Genomic DNA, 18,230 nt, shown 5'->3' with positions numbered 1-18,230 from the left:
AGCCCCTACCGCGTGCCCCCGTCGAGGCGGCGCATCAGCGTGTCCACGTCCCCCGCCACCAGCGGTCGCAGCCGCGCCGGCGTGACGCGGCCACCGGTCCTCTCGACGGTCACGCCCAGTGCGAACTCCGCGTCCCCGTCCAGGACATGGACCTCCGCCGTGCGCCCGTGGACGACCGTGTACGCCCGGTCCCCGAGCCCGGTCACCGTACGGACGTCCGCCCGCCCCGGTATCCGCTCGGCCGCCGTCGCCCTCGCCGCGTCGAATTCCTCCGCCGAGCTCACGCTCTTGTGCAAAACCACGGACGCCGTCAGCGTCGCGGCCCGCGCCGACCCTTCCTTGCGCTCCAGCTGCCCCGAACAGTCCGCCGTGTCCACGGCCGGATGCGCACTCTCCGTCGACTCCCAGCGGGACCCGCGGTCGAGGACCGTCGCGAGGTTCGGCATCGTGAGGAGCGAGCAGAGGCGGTCGCTCACCCGGTAACCCCTGAGGTCGGGGCCCGGCGCGCCGAAGGCGTAGAGGCCGGCCCCCCAGACGGCGGACGCGGCCACCGCGCCGACGAGCAGCGGGCCGAGGGAGCGTCCGGGCCGGCGCCGGGTGCCGGGTGCCGGCTCCGCGGGAACCGTCCCGCCGCCGGACACCACAAGCTCCGGTTCACTGATCGCGCCGCCCGCGGCCCGGGATCCGTACGTCATCCCGGAAACCTACGATGAGCAGCGGTTTCACAGGAGAGGCCGCCGATAACGATGCGGATTCGGATGGCTGGGCAACTCCGGGGGGCCAGGCGAGACGCACTAGTGGCCGACGGTGAAGTGCCTGTCTTCGCTCGGGCTCTCGAGTTCGTCGAGGACGGCCACCGCAAGGTCTTCGGCCGCGATCCGGGACGCGCCGTCGGCGCCGGTGATGAGGGTGGTGGTGCCGCGCCGGTACTTTCCGGTGCGGTGTCCGGGTTCGAGGACAGCGGGCGGGCTGAGGTAGATCCAGTCGGCCGGATGCGCCCGGCAGGCGTCCAGCTGCGCGGTGCTGGCTGCGGCGATCGTGCGCCATTGCTGCGGAACGTACTCGGGACTGTCGAGGACCAGCAGGTGAGGGCTTCTTGGGTTCAGCAGGGGTCCGGCTCCGCCGACGACGAGGATCCGCGTCCGGGCCGCCGCGGCCGCGTCGAGCAGGGCCGTCGTGGTCGGGGCGGCGGTGTGTTCGTACCCGGGGACAGGGCGGGTGGCGGCCACGATCGCGTCGACGCCGTCGAGCAGTCGGCTCATGGCGTGCGGGTCGGTCGCGTCGCCCTGGACTGCGGTCACGCCGGGCGGCAGGTCGGCCGGCCGCTTGCTGCGGAACACCGCGACAAGCTCGTGGCCCCGGTTCACGGCTTCGGTGACAACACGTGAGCCGACCATTCCTGCGGCTCCGATGACGGCGATCCTCATCGCGGGGTCCCTTCCGGTGCGGGTGTTGAAGTCGGGGGTGTTGAAGTGCCGGGCGCCGAAGTGGCGTCGGGTGAACGGGTGGGCCCGGGGAGCTGCCCCGCGACGATCGAGGCGAGGGCGAGGCCGAACCCGGCGAGCTGGACCGGGCCGAGGGTCTGGCCGAGCACGACGGCGCCCAGAACGGCGGCGACCAGCGGGGAGAACAGGCCGAGGACGGCGACCGACGTGACCGGCAGCGCGGCGATGCCCTGGAACCACAGCACGAAGGTGATCAGACCGCCGACCAGGCCCAGCCAGAGGTAGCCGAGAGCGGCGTGCAGGTCGATCGCGGGAGGCGCTCCCTCGACGAGGAAGGTCAGGGGCGTCAGGAACATGCCTCCGGCGGTGAGTTGCCAGCCGGTGAAGGCGAGGGGACTGACGCCGTCGGGGCGTCCCCAGCGTTTGGTGAGCGTCACGCCGAGGGCCATCGTGGCCGCCCCGGCGAGGCCCGCGGCGATCCCGGCGGTGTCGAGTGCCGCGTTCGGCCCGATCACCACCAGGGCGACCCCGGCGACACCCGCCCCGCCCCACAGAAGGCGCCGGGCGGAGAGGCGTTCGTGGAGCACGGTCACGGCCAGGACGGCGACGATGAGCGGCTGGGCGGCCGACAAGGTGGCGGCGACGCCTCCCGGCAGGCGCTCGGCGGCTATGAACAGCAGCGGGAGGAACAGGCCGATGTTCAGCACGCCGAGCACCGCGGCCTTCCCCCACCAGGCTCCGCGCGGCAGCTTCCGGGTGAGCGCCAGCGCGATCAGCCCGGCGGGCAGCGCGCGCAGGAATCCCGCGAACAGGGGGTGTCCCGGGGGAAGGAACTGGGTGGTGACGATGTAGGTCGTGCCCCACACAGAGGGCGCGAGCGCGGTCAGGGCGGTGCGGGCCATGGTCCCGTGGAGGGTGCCGCCGGCTCCGCCGGGAGCCCGTTGCACGGTTCGGCTTGTCATGTACCGAAGTCTCGCCGGGACTCGATCGATGAGTCCAACACATGCTTGTCACTTCATTGATCTCGATTCACGATGGATCAATGGAGCTTCAGCAGATGCGTTATGTGCTCGCCGTCGCCGAGACGCGCAACTTCACCCGGGCCGCCGAGCGGTGCCTGGTCGTCCAGTCCGCCCTCAGTCACCAGATCGCCGGCCTGGAACGGGAACTCGGGGCGAGGCTCTTCGAGCGCACCAGCCGCCGGGTGCGGCTCACGCCGGCCGGCGAAGCGTTCCTCCCGGCCGCCCGCCAGTGCCTGGACGCCGCCGACCGCGCGGCCGCCGAGGTCGCCGCGGCGGTCGGAGAGGTGCGCGGGCGGCTCGCCGTAGGCCTGATCCCCACGGTCACCGCGGTCGACATCCCGGGTGCGCTGCGGGATTTCCGCCGACAGCACGCGCACGTACGCATCAGCCTGAACGTGGGCGCGAGCAACGACCTCGTCGAGCAGGTCAAGCAGGGAGAGCTGGACGTGGCCTTCCTCGGGCTGCCGACAACGGCGCGGGCCCAGGGCGTCGCCGCCCATGAACTCGCCCGTGACCGGCTGGTCGCCGTGGTCTCGCCGGACCACCCGCTCGCCGGCGAACCGGCCGTCGACCTCCGCAGGCTCTCCTCCGAGGTCTTCGTGGACTTCCCGGCCGGGACGGCCGGCCGCGCGCAGACCGACCTGGCGTTCTCGGCCGCCGGTCTCGTCCGTGACGTCGCCTTCGAGGTCACCACCGCCGACTACATCGCTCAACTCGTCGGGCCGGGCCTCGCCGTGGCCATGCTTCCCTCCGCCTACGCGCCTCAGGTCGGCGGTGTCGTCACCGTCGACGTCTCCGACGCGCCGGCCCGCGTCGAGTACGCCATCTGGAGCCGCTCCGGCCGCACACCGGCGGCGACCGCCTTCCTCGGCATTCTCGATATCCCGGCGGAAGATCAAGCCACTCGTGAAGCGCAGACTCACGAAGCGACGACTCGTGAAGCGAAGACTCGTGAAGGGCGGCGGACCGGCTGAGAACGCGGCCGCCCCGGCGAGACGCGGCCGGCCTCCCGTCCGGTACCGCGCCCGTCATGCCGTGGGGCGTACCGGTAGCGGCACCCCAGATCCGGTCATACGCTCCCAACTGTGACGCCGCCTCCGAGTCGCCCCCGTCCGGTACGGATAGCCGCGCGGTCGGCCGTGGCCGCCGTGCTCGCGCTCTGCTGGACACTGCTGCCCGCCACGACCGCCCGCGCCGACGACCCCGTCACCCTGTCGAGGACCGGCCAGATCACCGACAAGGTGGACGCCCTCCGCGACCGGAAGCCCGCTGTCGCCTCCGCCCTCGACTCGCTCGACCGTGCGCGCAACATCCAGCTCTTCGTGGTCTACGTACGCGACTTCTCCGGCCGCTCCGCCCAGGACTGGGCGAACGACACGGCCGCCAAGAACGGCCTCGGCCTGGGCGACGTGCTCCTCGCCGTCGCCACGCACGACCGGCGGTACGCCTACTCCGTCGACCAGGACTCCCAGCTCACCGACGCGCAGCTCCGGGACGTCGCGCAGACCGCGATCGAACCGGCGCTGCGCAGGAACGACTGGGCGGGCGCCGCGATCGGCGCGGCGAACGGCATCTCGGCCACGCTCGCCGGCAGCCCCGTACCCGCCCCGTCGATCACCCCGGGCCCGGCCGACCCCGGCGGCTCGGACACGAGTCCCAGCGCGGCCGATCTCGCCCTGCCCCTCGTCGTGGTCGGCGGCGCGGGCGCCCTCGCGGCGTTCACGTACACCCGCCGCAGGAGGCGTACGAACACCCGCACCACACCCGGCGGCGGCTGGGGCGGGGGACCGCGGGTCACGCCGCTGCCCGAGCTGGACAAGCGGGCCAGGCAGATGCTGGTGGAGAGCGACGACTCGATCCGCACCAGTACGGAGGAACTCGGCTTTGCCACCGCGCAGTTCGGCGACGAGGCCGTCAAGCCGTTCACCGAGGCGGTGGCGTACGCCCAGTCGGAGCTGACGGCGGCCTTCCGGCTCCGCCAGCAGCTCGACGACGCCCACCCCGAGGACGACACGACGAAGCGGCGGATGCTGGACGAGATCATCAGCCGCTGCACCGAGGCGGGGCGCAGGCTCGACGCCGAGGCCGCGGACTTCGACCGGCTGCGGGCCCTGGAGCGCACCGCCCCCGAGGCGCTCGCGCACGCGGAGCTCGCCGCCCGTGACCTGGCCGCCCGCACCGCGGCGGCCCAGGAGACGCTGACGGGGCTCGGCTCCCACTACGCGCCGTCCGCGCTGCTTCCCGTGGCGGGCCACATCGAGCAGGCCAAGGACCGCCTGGAGTTCGCGACGACGAACCTCGGGCAGGCGCGGAGTCGTGTCGACGCGGGCGACAACGGCAAGGGCGCGGTGTTCCTGCGGGCCGCCGAGTCGGCCGTCGACCAGGCGGGCACCTTCGTGGACGCGATCGACCGGCTCGGCCATGAGCTGGCCGAGGCCGCCGAGAAGCTGCCGGCCGCGCTCACCGAGTCCGACACCGACCTCGCGGACGCGCACGGACTCCTCGAAGGCATGACCGAAGGCGCGTCCACGGCCGGTCTGCGCGGGCGCATGGCGCGCGTGGAGACCGTCGCCGCGGGCGTGCGCAAGGAGATGGCGGCCGGCCCCTATGACCCGATCGACGCGCTGCGCCGCGTGGAGCAGGCCGACTCCGCGCTCGACGCGTCCCTGGACGAGGCCCGCGAACGCGAGTCCGGCACCGCACGCGCGCGCTCCCTGCTCGACCAGGCGGAGCTCACGGCCCGCAGCAGCGTCGGCGCGGCGTCGGACTACATCACCACGCACCGCGGGGCGGTGGGCAGCGAGGCCCGTACGCGTCTGGCCGAGGCGCAGCGGCACCTGGAGTACGTACGGACGGCGGCGGAGGCGGATCCCGCGGCCGCCCTGGCCGGTGCGCAGCGGGCCGACGCGCTGGCCCGGCAGGCGCAGCAGCTCGCCGAGCAGGACGTGCGGTCCTTCGGGAATCCGTACGGAGGCGGAGGCGGGGGCGGGCGTGGTGGCGGGGGCCTGGGAGGCGCGGTGCTCGGCGGGATCATCCTCGGCGAACTCCTGGGCGGCGGGCGGTCCGGCGGAGGGTTCGGCGGGGGCGGCGGCTTCGGCGGCGGAGGTCCGGGGAGTTTCGGCGGGGGCGGGACCCGTGGCCGGAGGGGCGGCGGCGGACGTTTCTGACCCGGCGGCATTCCCCAGTCCCCCACGTACCTCCCTGTGCGTTCCCCACCTACCTCCCTGTGCAAGGAGCACCTCATGACCAAGCAGACCATTCTCGGCCGTGTCACCCAGCTCGCGAAGGCGAACATCAATGCCCTCCTTGACGGCGCCGAGGACCCGCAGAAGATGCTCGACCAACTGATCCGCGACTACTCGAACAACATCGCCGAGGCCGAGCAGGCCGTCGCGACGACCATCGGCAATCTGCGGATGATGGAGCAGGACCACAAGGAGGACGTCGAGGCGGCCGCCGAGTGGGGCGGCAAGGCGCTCGCCGCGAGCAAGAAGGCCGACGAGCTGCGGGCGGCGGGCGGCGCCGCGGAGGCCGACAAGTTCGACAACCTCGCCAAGGTGGCGCTCGGGCGGCAGCTGAACTCCGAGAAGGAGGCGAAGGACGCCGAGCCGACGATCGCCGCGCAGAACGAGGTCGTCGGAAAGCTGAAGTCCGGCCTCGACCAGATGAAGACGAAGCTGGTGGAACTCCAGTCGAAGCGCGACCAGTTGGTGGCGCGCTCGAAGACGGCGCAGGCCCAGAACCAGATGATGGACGCCGCCAAGAACATCAACGTCCTCGACCCCACCAGCGAGCTGAGCCGCTTCGAGGAGAAGGTGCGCCGCGAGGAGGCCAAGGCGCTGGGCAAGCAGGAGCTCGCCGACTCCTCGCTCGACGCGCAGTTCGAACAGCTGGAGGGTCTGGGCGACACGGCCGAGGTCGAGGCGCGCCTGGCGGCGCTCAAGACGTCGGCGTGAGTCCGCGCGGCGCGCGTCCGGTCAGTACAGGCTGAGCAGCGCCTCCGTCGGGTCCACGGCCGCCGAGTCGCCGTCCGGCAGCGGCAGTTCGAACCAGACGGTCTTGCCACGCGGCGTCCTGCGCGAACCCCACGAGGCGCTGAGCAGGCCGACGAGCTGGAGCCCGCGGCCGCCCTCGTCCGTGTCGCGCGCGCGGCGGCGGCGCGGCTGGACGAGGCCCGCGTCCCACACCTCGCACACGAGGGTGCGGTCGAGCAGGAGGCGCAGCCTGATGTCGCCCTCGCCGTACCGCAGGGCGTTGGTGACCAGCTCGCTGACCAGGAGTTCCGTCGTGTCGACGAGCGGCTCCAGGTCCCATTCGGTGAGCTTGGCGCGGGTCAACTCGCGGGCGCGGCCCACCGAGCGCGGCTCGCGCGGCAGCGTCCAGTCGCCCACGGCGTCGGCCGGCAGGCCTTGCACGCGGGCCATGAGCAGCGCGATGTCGTCCTCGCCGTGGTGCGTGTCGAGCGTGGTCAGCACGTGGTCGCAGACCTCTTCGAGCGCGGGTGAGGGATCGTCCAGGGCGCTGCGGAACGCGGACAGGCCCTCGTCGAGGGGGTGGTCGCGCGACTCGACGAGCCCGTCGGTGTAGAGGGCGAGGAGTGCGCCCTCGGGCAGTTCGACCTCGACCTCCTCGAAGGGCTCCCCGCCGACGCCAAGCGGCATGCCCGGGGGTACGTCGAGCATGAGCGCCCCTTCGCCGGGCTCGACCACGACGGGCGGCAGATGGCCCGCGTTGGCGAAGGTGCAGCGGCGCGTGACGGCGTCGTAGACCGCGTACACGCAGGTCGCGAGGTAGACCTCGGAGAGGTCGGCGTCGCCGGTTCTGCGGGCGGCGCGGGTGGCTTGCTGGACGCCGCGGCCGGGGCCGGGGCCGGGGGCCGGGGACGACGGGCTGCCGGGCGCGCCGAGGCCGCGGGCGATCTCGTCGAGCGCGGAGAGGACCTCCGCGGGTTCGAGGTCGAGGAGGGCCAGGGTCCTCACGGCGGTGCGCAGTTCGCCCATGGCGACGGCGGCGCGCAGGCCGCGGCCCATCACGTCGCCGACGACGAGTGCGGTTCTGTGCCCCGGCAGCTCGATGACGTCGAACCAGTCGCCGCCGACCTCGGTGGCCGCGTTGCCCGGGAGGTAGCGGCAGGCGATGTCGAGGCCGGACGCCTCGGGGTCGTCCGGCGGGAGCAGCGACCGCTGGAGTATCAGGGCGCGCTCGTGCTCGCGCCGGTAGAGGCGCGCGTTGTCGATGCAGACGGCGGCGCGGGCGGCGAGTTCGACGGCGAGGGCGCGGTCGCGGTCGTTGAAGGGCTCGCTGCCCTTCGTACGGGCGAAGCGCGCGAGGCCGACGACGGTGTCGTGGGCGACCATCGGCACGGCCAGCGTGGACTGGATGAGGCCGCCGGACTCGGCGGGGACGAACTGGGGGCGGGCGGTGCGCAGGGCGTCCGCGCAGGGCGAGTTGAAGGAGTAGCGGTGGACGGCCCCGACCTCGACGACCCCGTCGCCGCCGGACGCTTCGAGGAAGGGCACGTCGGCGACGGCGCTCGCGGCGGCGACCCTGCGCAGCTCGGCGCTGCCGTCGGCGAGGCTGCGGCTGTTGAGCGCCGACTCGTCGCCCGCGAGGAGGCCCTGGTAGAGGTCCACTGACGCGAGGTCGCAGAAGCCGGGGACGACGACGTCGAGGAGTTCGCGGGCGGTGGTCTCCAGGTCGAGGGAGTTGCCTATGCGGGCGCCCGCCTCGTTGAGGAGGGCGAGGTTGCGGCGGGCGTGGGCGGCCTCGCGGGCGGCGGCGTGCCGCCGGGTGACGTCGGTGGCGATCCCGGCGACGCCGATGGGCCGGCCGCTGCCGCTGTGTACGCGGTAGAGGTTGATCGACCAGTGGCGGCGCTCGGCGGAGTCGGGCGCGGGCCCGACGAGCTGCATGTCGGTGACTGAGTCGCCGGTGTCGAGGACGCGGCGCAGCGCGGCCTGGACACGGTCGGCCTCACCGCGGGGCAGATAGTCGTGGACGGTGCGGCCGCGGTGGTCGCCGGCCCCGCCACCGAAGACGGCGGCGAAGGGCCGGTTGGTCCGCTGCACCTTCAGGTCGGTGCCGAACAGCAGGAAGCCGAAAGGAGATTGGCCGAAAATGGCCTGCGACGCGGCGAGGTCCGTCTCGATCTGACGCAGGGCCCGGACGTCGACGACGATGCAGACGGCGGCGTGCTCGCCGGACTCCGTCTCGGTCGGCATGACATAGACCTCGGCTATCCCCTCCGTATACGGATCGGGGAGGTGCCGGCCGGGGCCGTCCTGATCAGGGACGTGCGGATCGCGCTCGCCGGACTCGGTGCCGCCCGCGTCCGCCGCCCGGTCCCTCGGCATCCGGAAGGGGACGACGCCGGTCCACTCGCGGCCGTCGAGGATCTCCGCCATCTTGCGGTGGCCGCGCTCGCGCAGCTGCGTGGAGACGAACGCCTCGATGGGGTCCTTGCCCACGGCTTCCTGCGCGGAGACGCCGAAGAGCTGCGCCGCGCGCCGGCTCCACTGGTCGATCAGGCCGTCGGGCCCGATGGAGAAGGAGGCGACCTTGATGTAGTCGTACATGGAGCCGGGCGGACTGCTCTGCCACGTCTCGGCCCGGGGCGGGCCTGCCGCATCGCGCGCGGCCGCCTCGCCCGAGGTGTCCTCGGACGACATGGCCTTCGCTGGTATCTCGCTCACGCGAACCGTCCCCTCCAGCTCACCGCGTCCGGCACCGGTCACCGGGGCGGCTGCCCGCAGTATCCAGCACTACGGAGCCGCGCAACACGGTGTTCACGATCACACCACGGTCCCGACGCTTTTTGGCCCGTCCCCGCATAACAGGACGACAACCAGATCCGCGACTGTCCCGTGCCTTTTCCTGGCCGGCCCCTTCGCCGGTCGGCATGCTCCCTGTCTCCTAACCAGGGAAGGTTCCTCTTAACCGGCGCGACGCCACCGGTTCCGGCCGCCGGTTCCGGCCCCCGGTTCCAGCCCCCTGCCCCGGCCGCCGGTCAGTGCACACCTGGCAGCGACAGTTCGAACCACACCGTCTTGCCCGTGTCACCGGGCCGCGTCCCCCACCGCCGTGCGGACCCCGCGACCAGCTGGAGCCCCCGCCCGCCCTCCTCGTCCGGTCCCGCGACGCGCTCGAGGGGTGGATCCGGAAGGGGATCGGAGACTTCCACCCGCAGGGTGTCCGCCGGGTCCGACGACCGCAGGAGGCGCAGGCCGATGGGACCGGAAGCGTGCCGGACCGCGTTGGTCACCAGCTCGCTGACGAGCAGTTCGGTGACGTCGCCGACCGAATCGAGCCCCCAGACGCCGAGCTGGCCGCGGACCGCGGCGCGAGCGGAACGGACTGCGCCCGGCTCCTCGGGGAAGAACCACTCGGCGCACTCCGCGTCGGTGTCGATCACTCCGATCACTTCCCAGGCAGCAGTAGAACCCCGTCCACCCCTTCGGAATGTGTCCGATTTCACAGGGTTAATTGGGATATACCCGGGTGGGCGTGAGGGCTACCGTCTCACAGCAACACTCCGCGAACGGCGGCACGAACGGAGCACCCAGGACGGCACGATGCCCGGATCACGGCCTGCGGATCGCGGATCGCGGATCGCGGATCGCGGATCGCGGATCGCGGATCGCGGCCAGCGGATCACGGCTGTTGCGCCGCGAGCACCGCCTTCACCGCCGGTACGTCCTGGTCGAGCCAGTCGACGGACCAGATCTCGTCGGGCCCGAGCCAGCGCAGTTCGTCGTGATCCTCCAGGGGGCGCGGCCGGCCGGACAGCAGGCGCGCGGTCCATACCCGCAGCACATATCCGGGCTTCAGGGGCCACTCCCCCGGGACGCGCGCCACCAGCTCCGCGCCGATCCCGAGCTCCTCGCGCAGTTCCCGTACGAGAGCCTGCCGCGGGTCCTCGCCGGGTTCGACCTTGCCGCCGGGAAGTTCCCAGCGTCCCGCGAGTTCGGGGGGCGCACTGCGTCGCGCGGCCAGCAGGGAGCCGCTCTCATGGAGGGCCGCCGCGACGACGACGGTCGGTTCAGTCATGCGCCGGAGCCTACGACGCACGGACGGACGTCAACGCGCGGCGCCGTTCTGTGCCTGGCCCAGGCGCTCGACCCAGTAGAGCTGTTTGTGGCCGCGGCCGTCGAGACTGTCGGCGATCTTCTGGGCTTCCGCCCTGGTCGCATACCTGCCGACGCGATAGCGGTTGCCGTTGTCGTCCTGGCGTATGACGAGCCACGGAAGTGTGGTCGTGCCCTCGCTCATCGCGCCCCTCCACTCCCCGACCCCGGCTCGCACAGCGCCCCGCTTTCTGAGGAAACCCCACTCCGCATATGCCCGAGCGTACGCCTGACCTTCACGCAGCGGATACGCATTGGCACAAAGAGATACGCAACCAGCCAATCCACAGGGGGCGCGCTCCGATGAGTGCGCCCCCTGGATGTTTCGTGGCTTCCCCGCTCCGGGCGTCAGCCCGTACGCACCGTCGGCATCGGCATCAGTACCGGTCCTGCCTGCGGCTGCTTGCGGCACGCGTCGCCGCACTCCGCGTCGAGCGAGCAGCACAGCGAGCAGATGGGGCCCGACCGGACAGGGCAGTCCGCGATGTCGGGGAGTTCGTACGCCGTATCGCAGACGCTGCACGAGTGGGTCGCCGTGATGTCGGCGATCTCGACGTCGGGCCCGTTCACGGGGTTGGGCCTGGCGAGGTAGTACCTGCCCTTGGTGGCCCAGGCGATCAACGGGCAGAGAGTCAGGGCGAGTCCGGCCGCGATGAACGTCGAGAAGGCCTCCGCGTACTCACCGAACACCCCGAAGAACGCGACGATCGACACGGTCGACGCGATCACCATGGCGCCGAAGCCGGCCGGGTTCACGGCGTACAGGTAGGCCCGCTTGAACTCGATGTACTTGGGGCTCCAGCCGGCGCGCTTGTTGATGACGAGGTCGGCGGCGACGGCCGCGATCCAGGCGATGCCCACGTTCGAGTAGAAGCCGAGCAGCTTGTTCAGGGCCGCGAACATGTTCATCTCCATCAGCGTCAGCGCGATGGCGAGGTTGAGGAAGATGTACCAGACCCGGCCCGGGTGGCGGTGGGTGATGCGGGAGAAGAAGTTCGACCACGACAGCGAGCCGCTGTAGGCGTTGGTCACGTTGATCTTGATCTGGGAGACGACCACGAAGAGCGCGGCGGCGGGCAGGGCGACCGAGCCGAGCCACGGCTTGAGCGCTTCGACCTGCGGCGCGATGGGCTCAAGCGCGTGGGTCTTGCCGACGGCTTCGAGGGCGACGAAGGCGAGGAGCGCGCCGCCGAGTTGTTTCGCGGCGCCGATGATCACCCAGCCGGGTCCGGCCGCGAGAACGGCCAGATTCCATCGCTTCCGGTTCTGTTCCGTCTTGGCCGGCATGAAGCGCAGATAGTCGGCCTGCTCGCCGATCTGCGCGATGAGGGAGAGCGCGACACCGGTGCCGAGGCCGAAGCCGAGCCAGGAGAACCCGCTGCCCGCACCCTCCGTGCCGCCGAAGTGGGTGAAGTCGCCGAAGGAGCCCGGCGAGTGGAAGGCCAGGATCACGAAGGGCAGGACGAGCCCGATGAGCCAGACCGGCTGCGTCCACGCCTGCACCTTGGCGAGCGCGCCCATGCCGCGGAAGACGATCGGGATGACGATGAGCGTGGTCAGCAAGTAGCCGACGGGCAGCGGCAGTCCGACGACCTCGTGCATGGCCTGCGCCATGATCGAGCCTTCGAGCGCGAAGAAGATGAACGTGAACGAGGCGTAGATGAGGGACGTGAGCGTCGAGCCGAAGTAGCCGAAGCCCGCGCCCCGGGTGATGAGGTCCATGTCCAGGCCGTACTTGGCGCAGGCGCGGGCGATGGGGATGCCGGTCAGGAAGATGATCGTCGCCGCGCACAGGATCGAGGCGAGCCCGCTCGTGAAGCCGTACGTGAAGACGATGGAGGCACCGATCGCGAAGTCGGCGAGGTAGGCGATCCCGCCGAGCGCGGTGGACGCGACCATGGTCGGTGACCAGCGCCGGTAGGAGTGGGGCGCGTAGCGCAGCGAGAAGTCCTCGCGACTCTCGTCCGCGGCGAGCTTGGCGTAGCTGCGCCGCGGCGGGGCTGCCTCTGTGTCACGGGTGACCGTGTCCGTCATGAGGGTTCCTGTCGTCCGGCCGATTTGCGGGTACGGACGGAAGTTAGGAGCCGTGCATGACGATGCGGGGCAGCCGGTGATTGCCCCGGCGTTACGGGAGGCGCCCGCGCGTTAAGTCGCCGTCACACCCAGCGGACAGGGCGTTCGCGTATCGGTCACTTCACGGGCAGGTGGTATGCGATCCGGTACCGGTCGGCGGGGACGACGACGTCCGCCGTCTCGACCGGTCTGCCCGACGCGTAGTACGTGCGCTGGATGACCAGGACGACATGGCCGGGCACTCCGCCGAGCGCCATGAGCTCCTCGGCGAGGCCGGGGCGGGCGCCGACCTCCTCCGTCACGTTGTCCACGACCACGTCGATGGCGGCCATGCGCTCGACGACGCCGCAGCCGCCGAGGGGGCCCTCCTCGGGGAGCATCACGGGGGTGCGCCCCGTGACCGCGAGGGGCTCCCAGGAGGTGGAGAGCATCATGACCTCTCCCGCGTCCCGGTAGACGTACTTCGTGCACATCACGCGGTCCCCGGCGCGCAAGCCCAGGCGTTCGGCGATGGCGCCGCTCGCCTCGGCCTGCTCGCTGCGGGAGTCCCAGGTGCCGCGCGCCGTCTCGTCGGCCTGCTCCTGCTTGAAAGGCGTGGAGTCGCTCGTCGGCCGGTATCCGGAGCGGGCGACGCGGCGCGGGACCGGGGTCTCGCGCACGTAGGTGCCCGATCCCGAGCGTCCCTCGACGAGGCCCTCGGCCATCAGCACCTTGCGGGCTTCGAGGGCGACGGTGTCCGAGACCCCGTACTCCTCGCGGATCCTGGCCTGTGAGGGAAGGCGGGTGTGCGGTGGCAGCGATCCATTGACGATCTTCTCGCGAAGATCACCCGCGACGCGCAGATACGCCGGCTGCTCACCGAATGTCACTGGCTGCACTCCCTAAGACCCATGGCGACCCGTCAGATTGACAGACAGCAACAGCGTCGCAACCCTGGGTTGTGCGCCGCAAGCAAAGGCCAGAGAATCACTCGAAGTGATGACAAGCTGGGGCGCGGGCCTTTACGCAGGGACTTTCTCCAGGTAGAGGTTCTCCAGGCAGAGGAACGCTTACTCCTGGCCGTCACGGCAGGGGGCGGCCGGTAACACCCCCGCCATCCGTGGGACCTCCGGCGCGGGTTGCCCGACTCCCGTCCGCAACCGCCCGCATCGTCGGAGCGTGACCCGATCCCGCCGCTCCCCCGCCCGCCTCACCGTCCTCCTCGCGCTCGCGGTGCTCGGGGCCGCACCGGGCGCGGCCCTGGCGACGCCCGGCCCGGCGCCCACCGCACCCGCGCGCACCCCCGGCCCCGCCGGCCCCGCGTCCGGAGCATGCACCGGCGACCCCGCCTGGGCCCCGGCCACCACCCGTATCGACCCCGCGAACGCCTATCACGCGTACACCGGCAACGGATATCTCGGCGTGCGCGTCCCCCCGTCCGGCGCGGGCTACGACGAGCCCGGCGGCAAGACCGGCTGGCCGCTCTACACGCCGCGCTACGACGGGGCGTTCACCACCGGGCTCTACGCGCGCGGCCCCGAGAACACCGCGCACCGCGAGGCCGTCGCCGCGCTGCCGAACTGGACCGGTCTCGACCTGACGGTGGGCGACGAGACGTACGGCCCCGAGAGCCGGATCTCGCACTACCGGCAGACCCTCAGCCTGCGCTGCGGATTCGTCCGTACGTCGCTGACCTGGACGCACAAGGACGGCCGGCACACCGACCTGACATACGACGTGCTGACCGACCGCTCGCACGCGCACACCGGGGCCGTGCGGCTGCGCCTCACGCCGCACTGGAGCGGCGCGGCGACCGTGACCGACCTGATCGACGGCCGCGGCGCCCGGCGGATCGCGCCCACGGGCGGCGGCGCCGCGGGCAAGCGCACGATGGCGGTGGGCTTCCGCACGGACGGCACCCGCACGGACGGCGTCGTCGCCTCCACCCTGCGCGCCCCCGGCCGCACCCGCGCGGCCGGCCGCACCAGCACCTTGACGGGCCATCAGGCCGCCACCTTCTCCGTCGACACGGGCCGCACGTACGCCGTCACCAAGTACGTCGGGGTGGACACCTCTCTCACCTCCCGCACCCCGCACGACTCGGCCGTCCGCGCCTCCCGGCAGGCGGCAGCCGCCGGATGGGACGAGTTGCTGCGCGAACACACCGCGGCCTGGCGCACGTTGTGGACGTCGGACATCGAGGTGCCGGACCGCCCTGATCTGCAGCAACAGGTGCGGGCCGCGCGGTATGGGCTCCTCACGGCGGTGCGCACCGGTGGCCGCGACAGCGTCGCGCCCTCCGGGCTCACCAGCGACGCCTACGCCGGCATGATCTTCTGGGACGCCGAGACGTGGATGTTCCCCGCACTGCTCGCCGACCGGCCCGAACTGGCGCGCCCCGTCCTCGAATACCGCTACCGCACGCGCGAGGCGGCCGCCGACAACGCCCGCAAGACGTCGGTCGAGGGCCTCATGTACCCGTGGACCAGCGCGAGCCGCGGCGCCCTGTGGACGGAGTGCCAGAGCTGGTTCCCGCCGCACTGCGTCACCCAGAACCACCTCCAGGGCGACATCGCGCTCGCCGCCTGGCAGTTCTACCTGGCCACGGGCGACCGCGCCTGGCTGCGCTCGCGTGGCCGGCCGCTCCTCAAGGGCCTTGCCGAATACTGGACTTCACGCGTCACGAAGAACGCCGACGGCTCGTACTCCGTCAAGGACGTCGCGGGCCCCGACGAGTACAGCAACGGCGTCGACGACGGGGTCTACACGAACGCCGTCGCGGCCACGGCGCTGCGCTCCGCCGCCCGCGCCGCCCGGCTCGTGGGGGCCGCGCCCCCGGCCGCGTGGACGACGATCGCCGACGGGCTCCGCATCCCGTACGACCCCGAGCGCAGGGTCTTCCTCCAGTACGAGGGCTACAACGGCTCGACGATCAAGCAGGCCGACGCGGTCCTGCTGCTGTACCCGCTGGACTGGAAGCCGATGCCGAAGGGCGCGGCGGCGGCGACCCTCGACTACTACGTCGCGCACACCGACCCGGACGGGCCCGCGATGACGGACTCCGTGCACGCGGTGGCCGCCGCGTCGATCGGGGAGCCGGGCTGCGCCACGTACACGTTCCTGCGGCGCGCCTCGAAGCCTTTCTTCCGCGAGCCGTTCGGGCTCTTCTCTGAGGCGCGCGGCACGAGGGCGGGGTCCAGTGACCCGCTCTCGGGCACGCCCGCTCAGGACTTCCTGACCGGGAAGGGCGGCTTCCTCCAGGTGTTCACGCACGGCCTGACCGGTCTGCGCCTCCAGGAGGACGCCCTGCGCCTGGACCCGTCGCTGCCGCCGCAGCTCGGCAGGGGCGTGACGCTGCACGGGCTGGCCTGGCGCGGACGGACGTACGACATCGCGATCGGGCCGGAGCGTACGACGGTCAGGCTGACGGCGGGCAAGCCGTTCCCCGTCGTCACGCCCGCCGGGCGCGCCACGGTCGACCGCGACGGGCTCGTCCTGCGCACCCGGCGCCCCGACCTCGAACCCACCTCCGACCTGGCCCGCTGCCGCACCGCGACGGCGACGTCCGAGGAGCCGGGCCTGTACGCGGAGGCGGCGGTGGACGGCAATCCGGTCACGGCCTGGCGCCCGGCGACCGCACACGCCTCCCTCACGGTCGACCTCGGCCCGAGCCGGACCGTGTCCGGGGTGGACGTGACGGGCACGCGCGCGTACACGGTGACGACATCCGCTGACGGGGCGGCGTGGCGGGCCTTCACGCCGGGGCACACGGCCCGGTACGTGCGCGTCACCGAGGACGGTGAAAAGCCCGAGCCCGTAAGGGAGTTGAGGGTGAGGTAGGTGAGGTGGGTGGAGTAGGGCACGAGGCAGCCGGGCGCCGGGCGCGCGGCCCCACACCGCGCGACGGCGCCCGGCTGCCGGTCAGTTGGCCTCGGCCGGTACGGCGGCCAGGGAGCGGGAGCGCACGACGAGCTGAGCCGCCGCCGTCACCACCAGGTTCGGGACGAGCGCGATCAGCCCCGTGTCGACCGTGCCGACGTCCACACCTCCGAACGTGAGCCAGATCAGGACGCCGACGCCGGTCAGGATGCCGAGCAGCGCGGGCACGGCATCCAGACGGACCTTCTTCGCCAGGCCCATGACGATCGCCGGGGCGAGCTGGGTGAGGCCTCCGTAGGTGAGGAGCAGCAGGTCGGACAGGAGCCCCGGCCTGGTCAGGCCGAGCACGAGGGCGAGCGCGGCGGCGGCGATCACGCACAGGTGGTTGGTGCGCAGTTGCGTACGTTCGTTGCGCACGCTCAGCAGATTGCGGGACAGCAGGCTGGAGATCCCTACGACGATGGCCGCCGAGGGGACCATCGCGGCCGAGGCCGCGGCGACCGCGACGACGCCGACGAGCCAGCCGGGCAGGGTCTGTCCGGCGAGGGTCAGGGCGACGGAGTTCGCGGGCGACCCCGGCTTCACCAGGAGGATTCCGGCGAAGCCGACGATCACCGGGATGCCGAGGGCTATCTGGTAGAGCGGCAGCCAGACCGCGTTCTTGCGCAGGGCGCGCCCGCTGCCGGCGGCGAGGACCGGCGGCCACAGGTGGGCCATGGTGCCGAGTCCGCCGCCGATACCGGAGACGATGACGGCCGTGACGAAGAAGGTTGAGTCATAACCCTCTTGATGGAGCGTCAGGAGCTGCGGATGACTGTCGCGCACCGCCTCGAAGAGGCCGCCGACGCCGCCCTTCACCGAGACCGCGACGCCGGCGAGCAGCACCACGAGCCCGACGATCATCAGGGCGTCCTTGAGGTAGGCGACGCGGGCGATGCCGCGGATCCCGGACCACAGGACGAAGGCGACGGTGAGGACGGTCGCGAGGACCATGCTGAGGTTGCCGCCCGTGCGGCTGCCGGTGGCGAGCTGCACGATCATGCCGAGCCCGGTGATCTGGAGCTGGAGGTAGGGCAGCAGGAAGACGGCTCCGACGACGGCGACGACCTTGCCCAGCAGGGGGCTGCGGTAGCGGTCGACGAAGAAGTCCGCCTGCGTCAAGTAGCGGCCCTCGCGCCCGAGTTCCCGCATGCGGGGCGCGGTGAAGTACTGGAGGACGAAGTTGATCGCGAGGTAGCACAGGGCGAACGCGGCGGCGACGCCTCCGCCGAAGGCGATGCCGGCGAGGCCGAGGAAGCTGAACGTCGTGAAGGCCTCGCCCGCCTGGAGGAACCAGGTGGTGAAGGTGGAGAACTTGCGCTTCCCCACGGTCCATTCGCCGAGTTCCCCACTGCGCGGCCTGCGTCCGCTCACGCCGACGACGGCGACGCCGACGATGCCGATGAGGGTGATGACCATGGTGGTGTTCACGCGGCGGCCTCCTCGGCCTCGTCGCGGTCGTCCGCGTCGTCCGTGTGCTGCGCGAAGTGCTCGACGAGCGCGAGCGACGCCGTCGTCCCGGCCGTCCAGAGCAGACACCAGGCCAGGACGGAGGGGATGCCCAACCAGAGGTACGGGCCGTTGACGAAGGGCAGGAACGGGGTGCTGAGGAAAGCCAGTACGGGCACGACGGCCCAGAGCATGTGCGGTTTTCTCATCAGGGCTCCATA

General features: G+C 72.0%; 15 protein-coding genes. 4 read left to right on the top strand and 11 right to left on the bottom strand.

Translation table 11 applies throughout. From position 1 onward, the window contains the following. Window positions 1–5: 5 nt before the first annotated feature. From ACIPWY_RS30115 to ACIPWY_RS30105, 3 genes are all read right to left on the bottom strand, one after another. A complete protein-coding gene (locus ACIPWY_RS30115; RefSeq protein ID WP_401535817.1) occupies window positions 6–695 on the bottom strand; it encodes a hypothetical protein in 690 nt (229 codons plus the stop codon). Window positions 696–794: 99 nt separating this feature from the next. Then, window positions 795–1,427 carry an NAD(P)H-binding protein gene (locus ACIPWY_RS30110; RefSeq protein WP_362903670.1) on the bottom strand — a complete coding sequence of 211 codons (633 nt, stop codon included), beginning with the start codon at window positions 1,425–1,427 and terminating at the stop codon, window positions 795–797. Continuing rightward, window positions 1,424–2,407 (bottom strand): EamA family transporter, encoded by a 984-nt coding sequence (locus tag ACIPWY_RS30105; RefSeq protein ID WP_401535815.1) that lies wholly within the window; start codon window positions 2,405–2,407, stop codon window positions 1,424–1,426. Before ACIPWY_RS30105 ends, ACIPWY_RS30110 begins: the two co-directional genes overlap by 4 nt. 80 nt (window positions 2,408–2,487) lie before the next feature. On the opposite strand from ACIPWY_RS30105, the gene ACIPWY_RS30100 reads away from it, so the two are divergent. The 3 genes from ACIPWY_RS30100 (at window position 2,488) to ACIPWY_RS30090 (ending at window position 6,423) form a co-directional block, all read left to right on the top strand. Beyond that, window positions 2,488–3,441, top strand: coding sequence for a LysR substrate-binding domain-containing protein (locus ACIPWY_RS30100; RefSeq protein ID WP_362903668.1), 954 nt, complete (start codon window positions 2,488–2,490; stop codon window positions 3,439–3,441). 111 nt (window positions 3,442–3,552) lie between these two features. After that, on the top strand, window positions 3,553–5,634 hold the full coding sequence (locus ACIPWY_RS30095) for a TPM domain-containing protein (protein ID WP_401535812.1): 2,082 nt from the start codon (window positions 3,553–3,555) through the stop codon (window positions 5,632–5,634). A gap of 75 nt (window positions 5,635–5,709) precedes the next feature. Next, window positions 5,710–6,423, top strand: coding sequence for a PspA/IM30 family protein (locus ACIPWY_RS30090; RefSeq protein WP_362903664.1), 714 nt, complete (start codon window positions 5,710–5,712; stop codon window positions 6,421–6,423). Between the two features lie 21 nt (window positions 6,424–6,444). Here ACIPWY_RS30090 and ACIPWY_RS30085 read toward each other — a convergent pair whose 3' ends face one another. From ACIPWY_RS30085 to ACIPWY_RS30060, 6 genes are all read right to left on the bottom strand, one after another. Then, a complete protein-coding gene (locus ACIPWY_RS30085; protein WP_362903662.1) occupies window positions 6,445–9,159 on the bottom strand; it encodes a SpoIIE family protein phosphatase in 2,715 nt (904 codons plus the stop codon). 314 nt (window positions 9,160–9,473) lie between these two features. Further along, complete coding sequence (locus ACIPWY_RS30080) at window positions 9,474–9,887, bottom strand: ATP-binding protein (protein WP_362903660.1); 414 nt, start codon at window positions 9,885–9,887, stop codon at window positions 9,474–9,476. A 230-nt stretch (window positions 9,888–10,117) separates the two neighbouring features. Next, the gene (locus ACIPWY_RS30075; protein WP_362903658.1) at window positions 10,118–10,513 is read right to left on the bottom strand and encodes a (deoxy)nucleoside triphosphate pyrophosphohydrolase; all 396 of its coding nucleotides are present in this window, start codon (window positions 10,511–10,513) and stop codon (window positions 10,118–10,120) included. A gap of 30 nt (window positions 10,514–10,543) precedes the next feature. Further along, entirely contained in the window at window positions 10,544–10,735 is a 192-nt protein-coding gene (locus tag ACIPWY_RS30070; RefSeq protein WP_362903656.1) for an SPOR domain-containing protein, read from the bottom strand. A 203-nt stretch (window positions 10,736–10,938) separates the two neighbouring features. Beyond that, window positions 10,939–12,624, bottom strand: coding sequence for a hypothetical protein (locus ACIPWY_RS30065; protein ID WP_362903654.1), 1,686 nt, complete (start codon window positions 12,622–12,624; stop codon window positions 10,939–10,941). Window positions 12,625–12,779: 155 nt separating this feature from the next. Further along, on the bottom strand, window positions 12,780–13,532 hold the full coding sequence (locus ACIPWY_RS30060; RefSeq protein ID WP_362903652.1) for a GntR family transcriptional regulator: 753 nt from the start codon (window positions 13,530–13,532) through the stop codon (window positions 12,780–12,782). A 289-nt stretch (window positions 13,533–13,821) separates the two neighbouring features. Between ACIPWY_RS30060 and ACIPWY_RS30055 the strand changes: the two genes are divergently transcribed. Further along, complete coding sequence (locus ACIPWY_RS30055; protein ID WP_362903650.1) at window positions 13,822–16,482, top strand: discoidin domain-containing protein; 2,661 nt, start codon at window positions 13,822–13,824, stop codon at window positions 16,480–16,482. 81 nt (window positions 16,483–16,563) lie between these two features. On the opposite strand, the gene ACIPWY_RS30050 is transcribed toward ACIPWY_RS30055, so the two are convergent. Both ACIPWY_RS30050 and ACIPWY_RS30045 read right to left on the bottom strand, forming a co-directional pair. Further along, window positions 16,564–17,991, bottom strand: a complete 1,428-nt coding sequence (locus ACIPWY_RS30050; RefSeq protein WP_362903649.1) for a sodium:solute symporter family protein — start codon at window positions 17,989–17,991, stop codon at window positions 16,564–16,566. Next, window positions 17,988–18,218, bottom strand: coding sequence for a hypothetical protein (locus tag ACIPWY_RS30045; RefSeq protein WP_362903647.1), 231 nt, complete (start codon window positions 18,216–18,218; stop codon window positions 17,988–17,990). The genes ACIPWY_RS30050 and ACIPWY_RS30045 overlap by 4 nt, the downstream gene beginning before the upstream one ends. Between the last annotated feature and the right edge of the window lie 12 nt (window positions 18,219–18,230).

Origin of the sequence: Streptomyces sp. NPDC090032 (assembly GCF_044748025.1) — a bacterium.
Classification (GTDB): Bacteria; Actinomycetota; Actinomycetes; order Streptomycetales; family Streptomycetaceae; genus Streptomyces.
The sequence above is the reverse complement of the archived record's forward strand: the minus strand, read 5'-3'. Positions and strand labels throughout refer to the sequence as shown.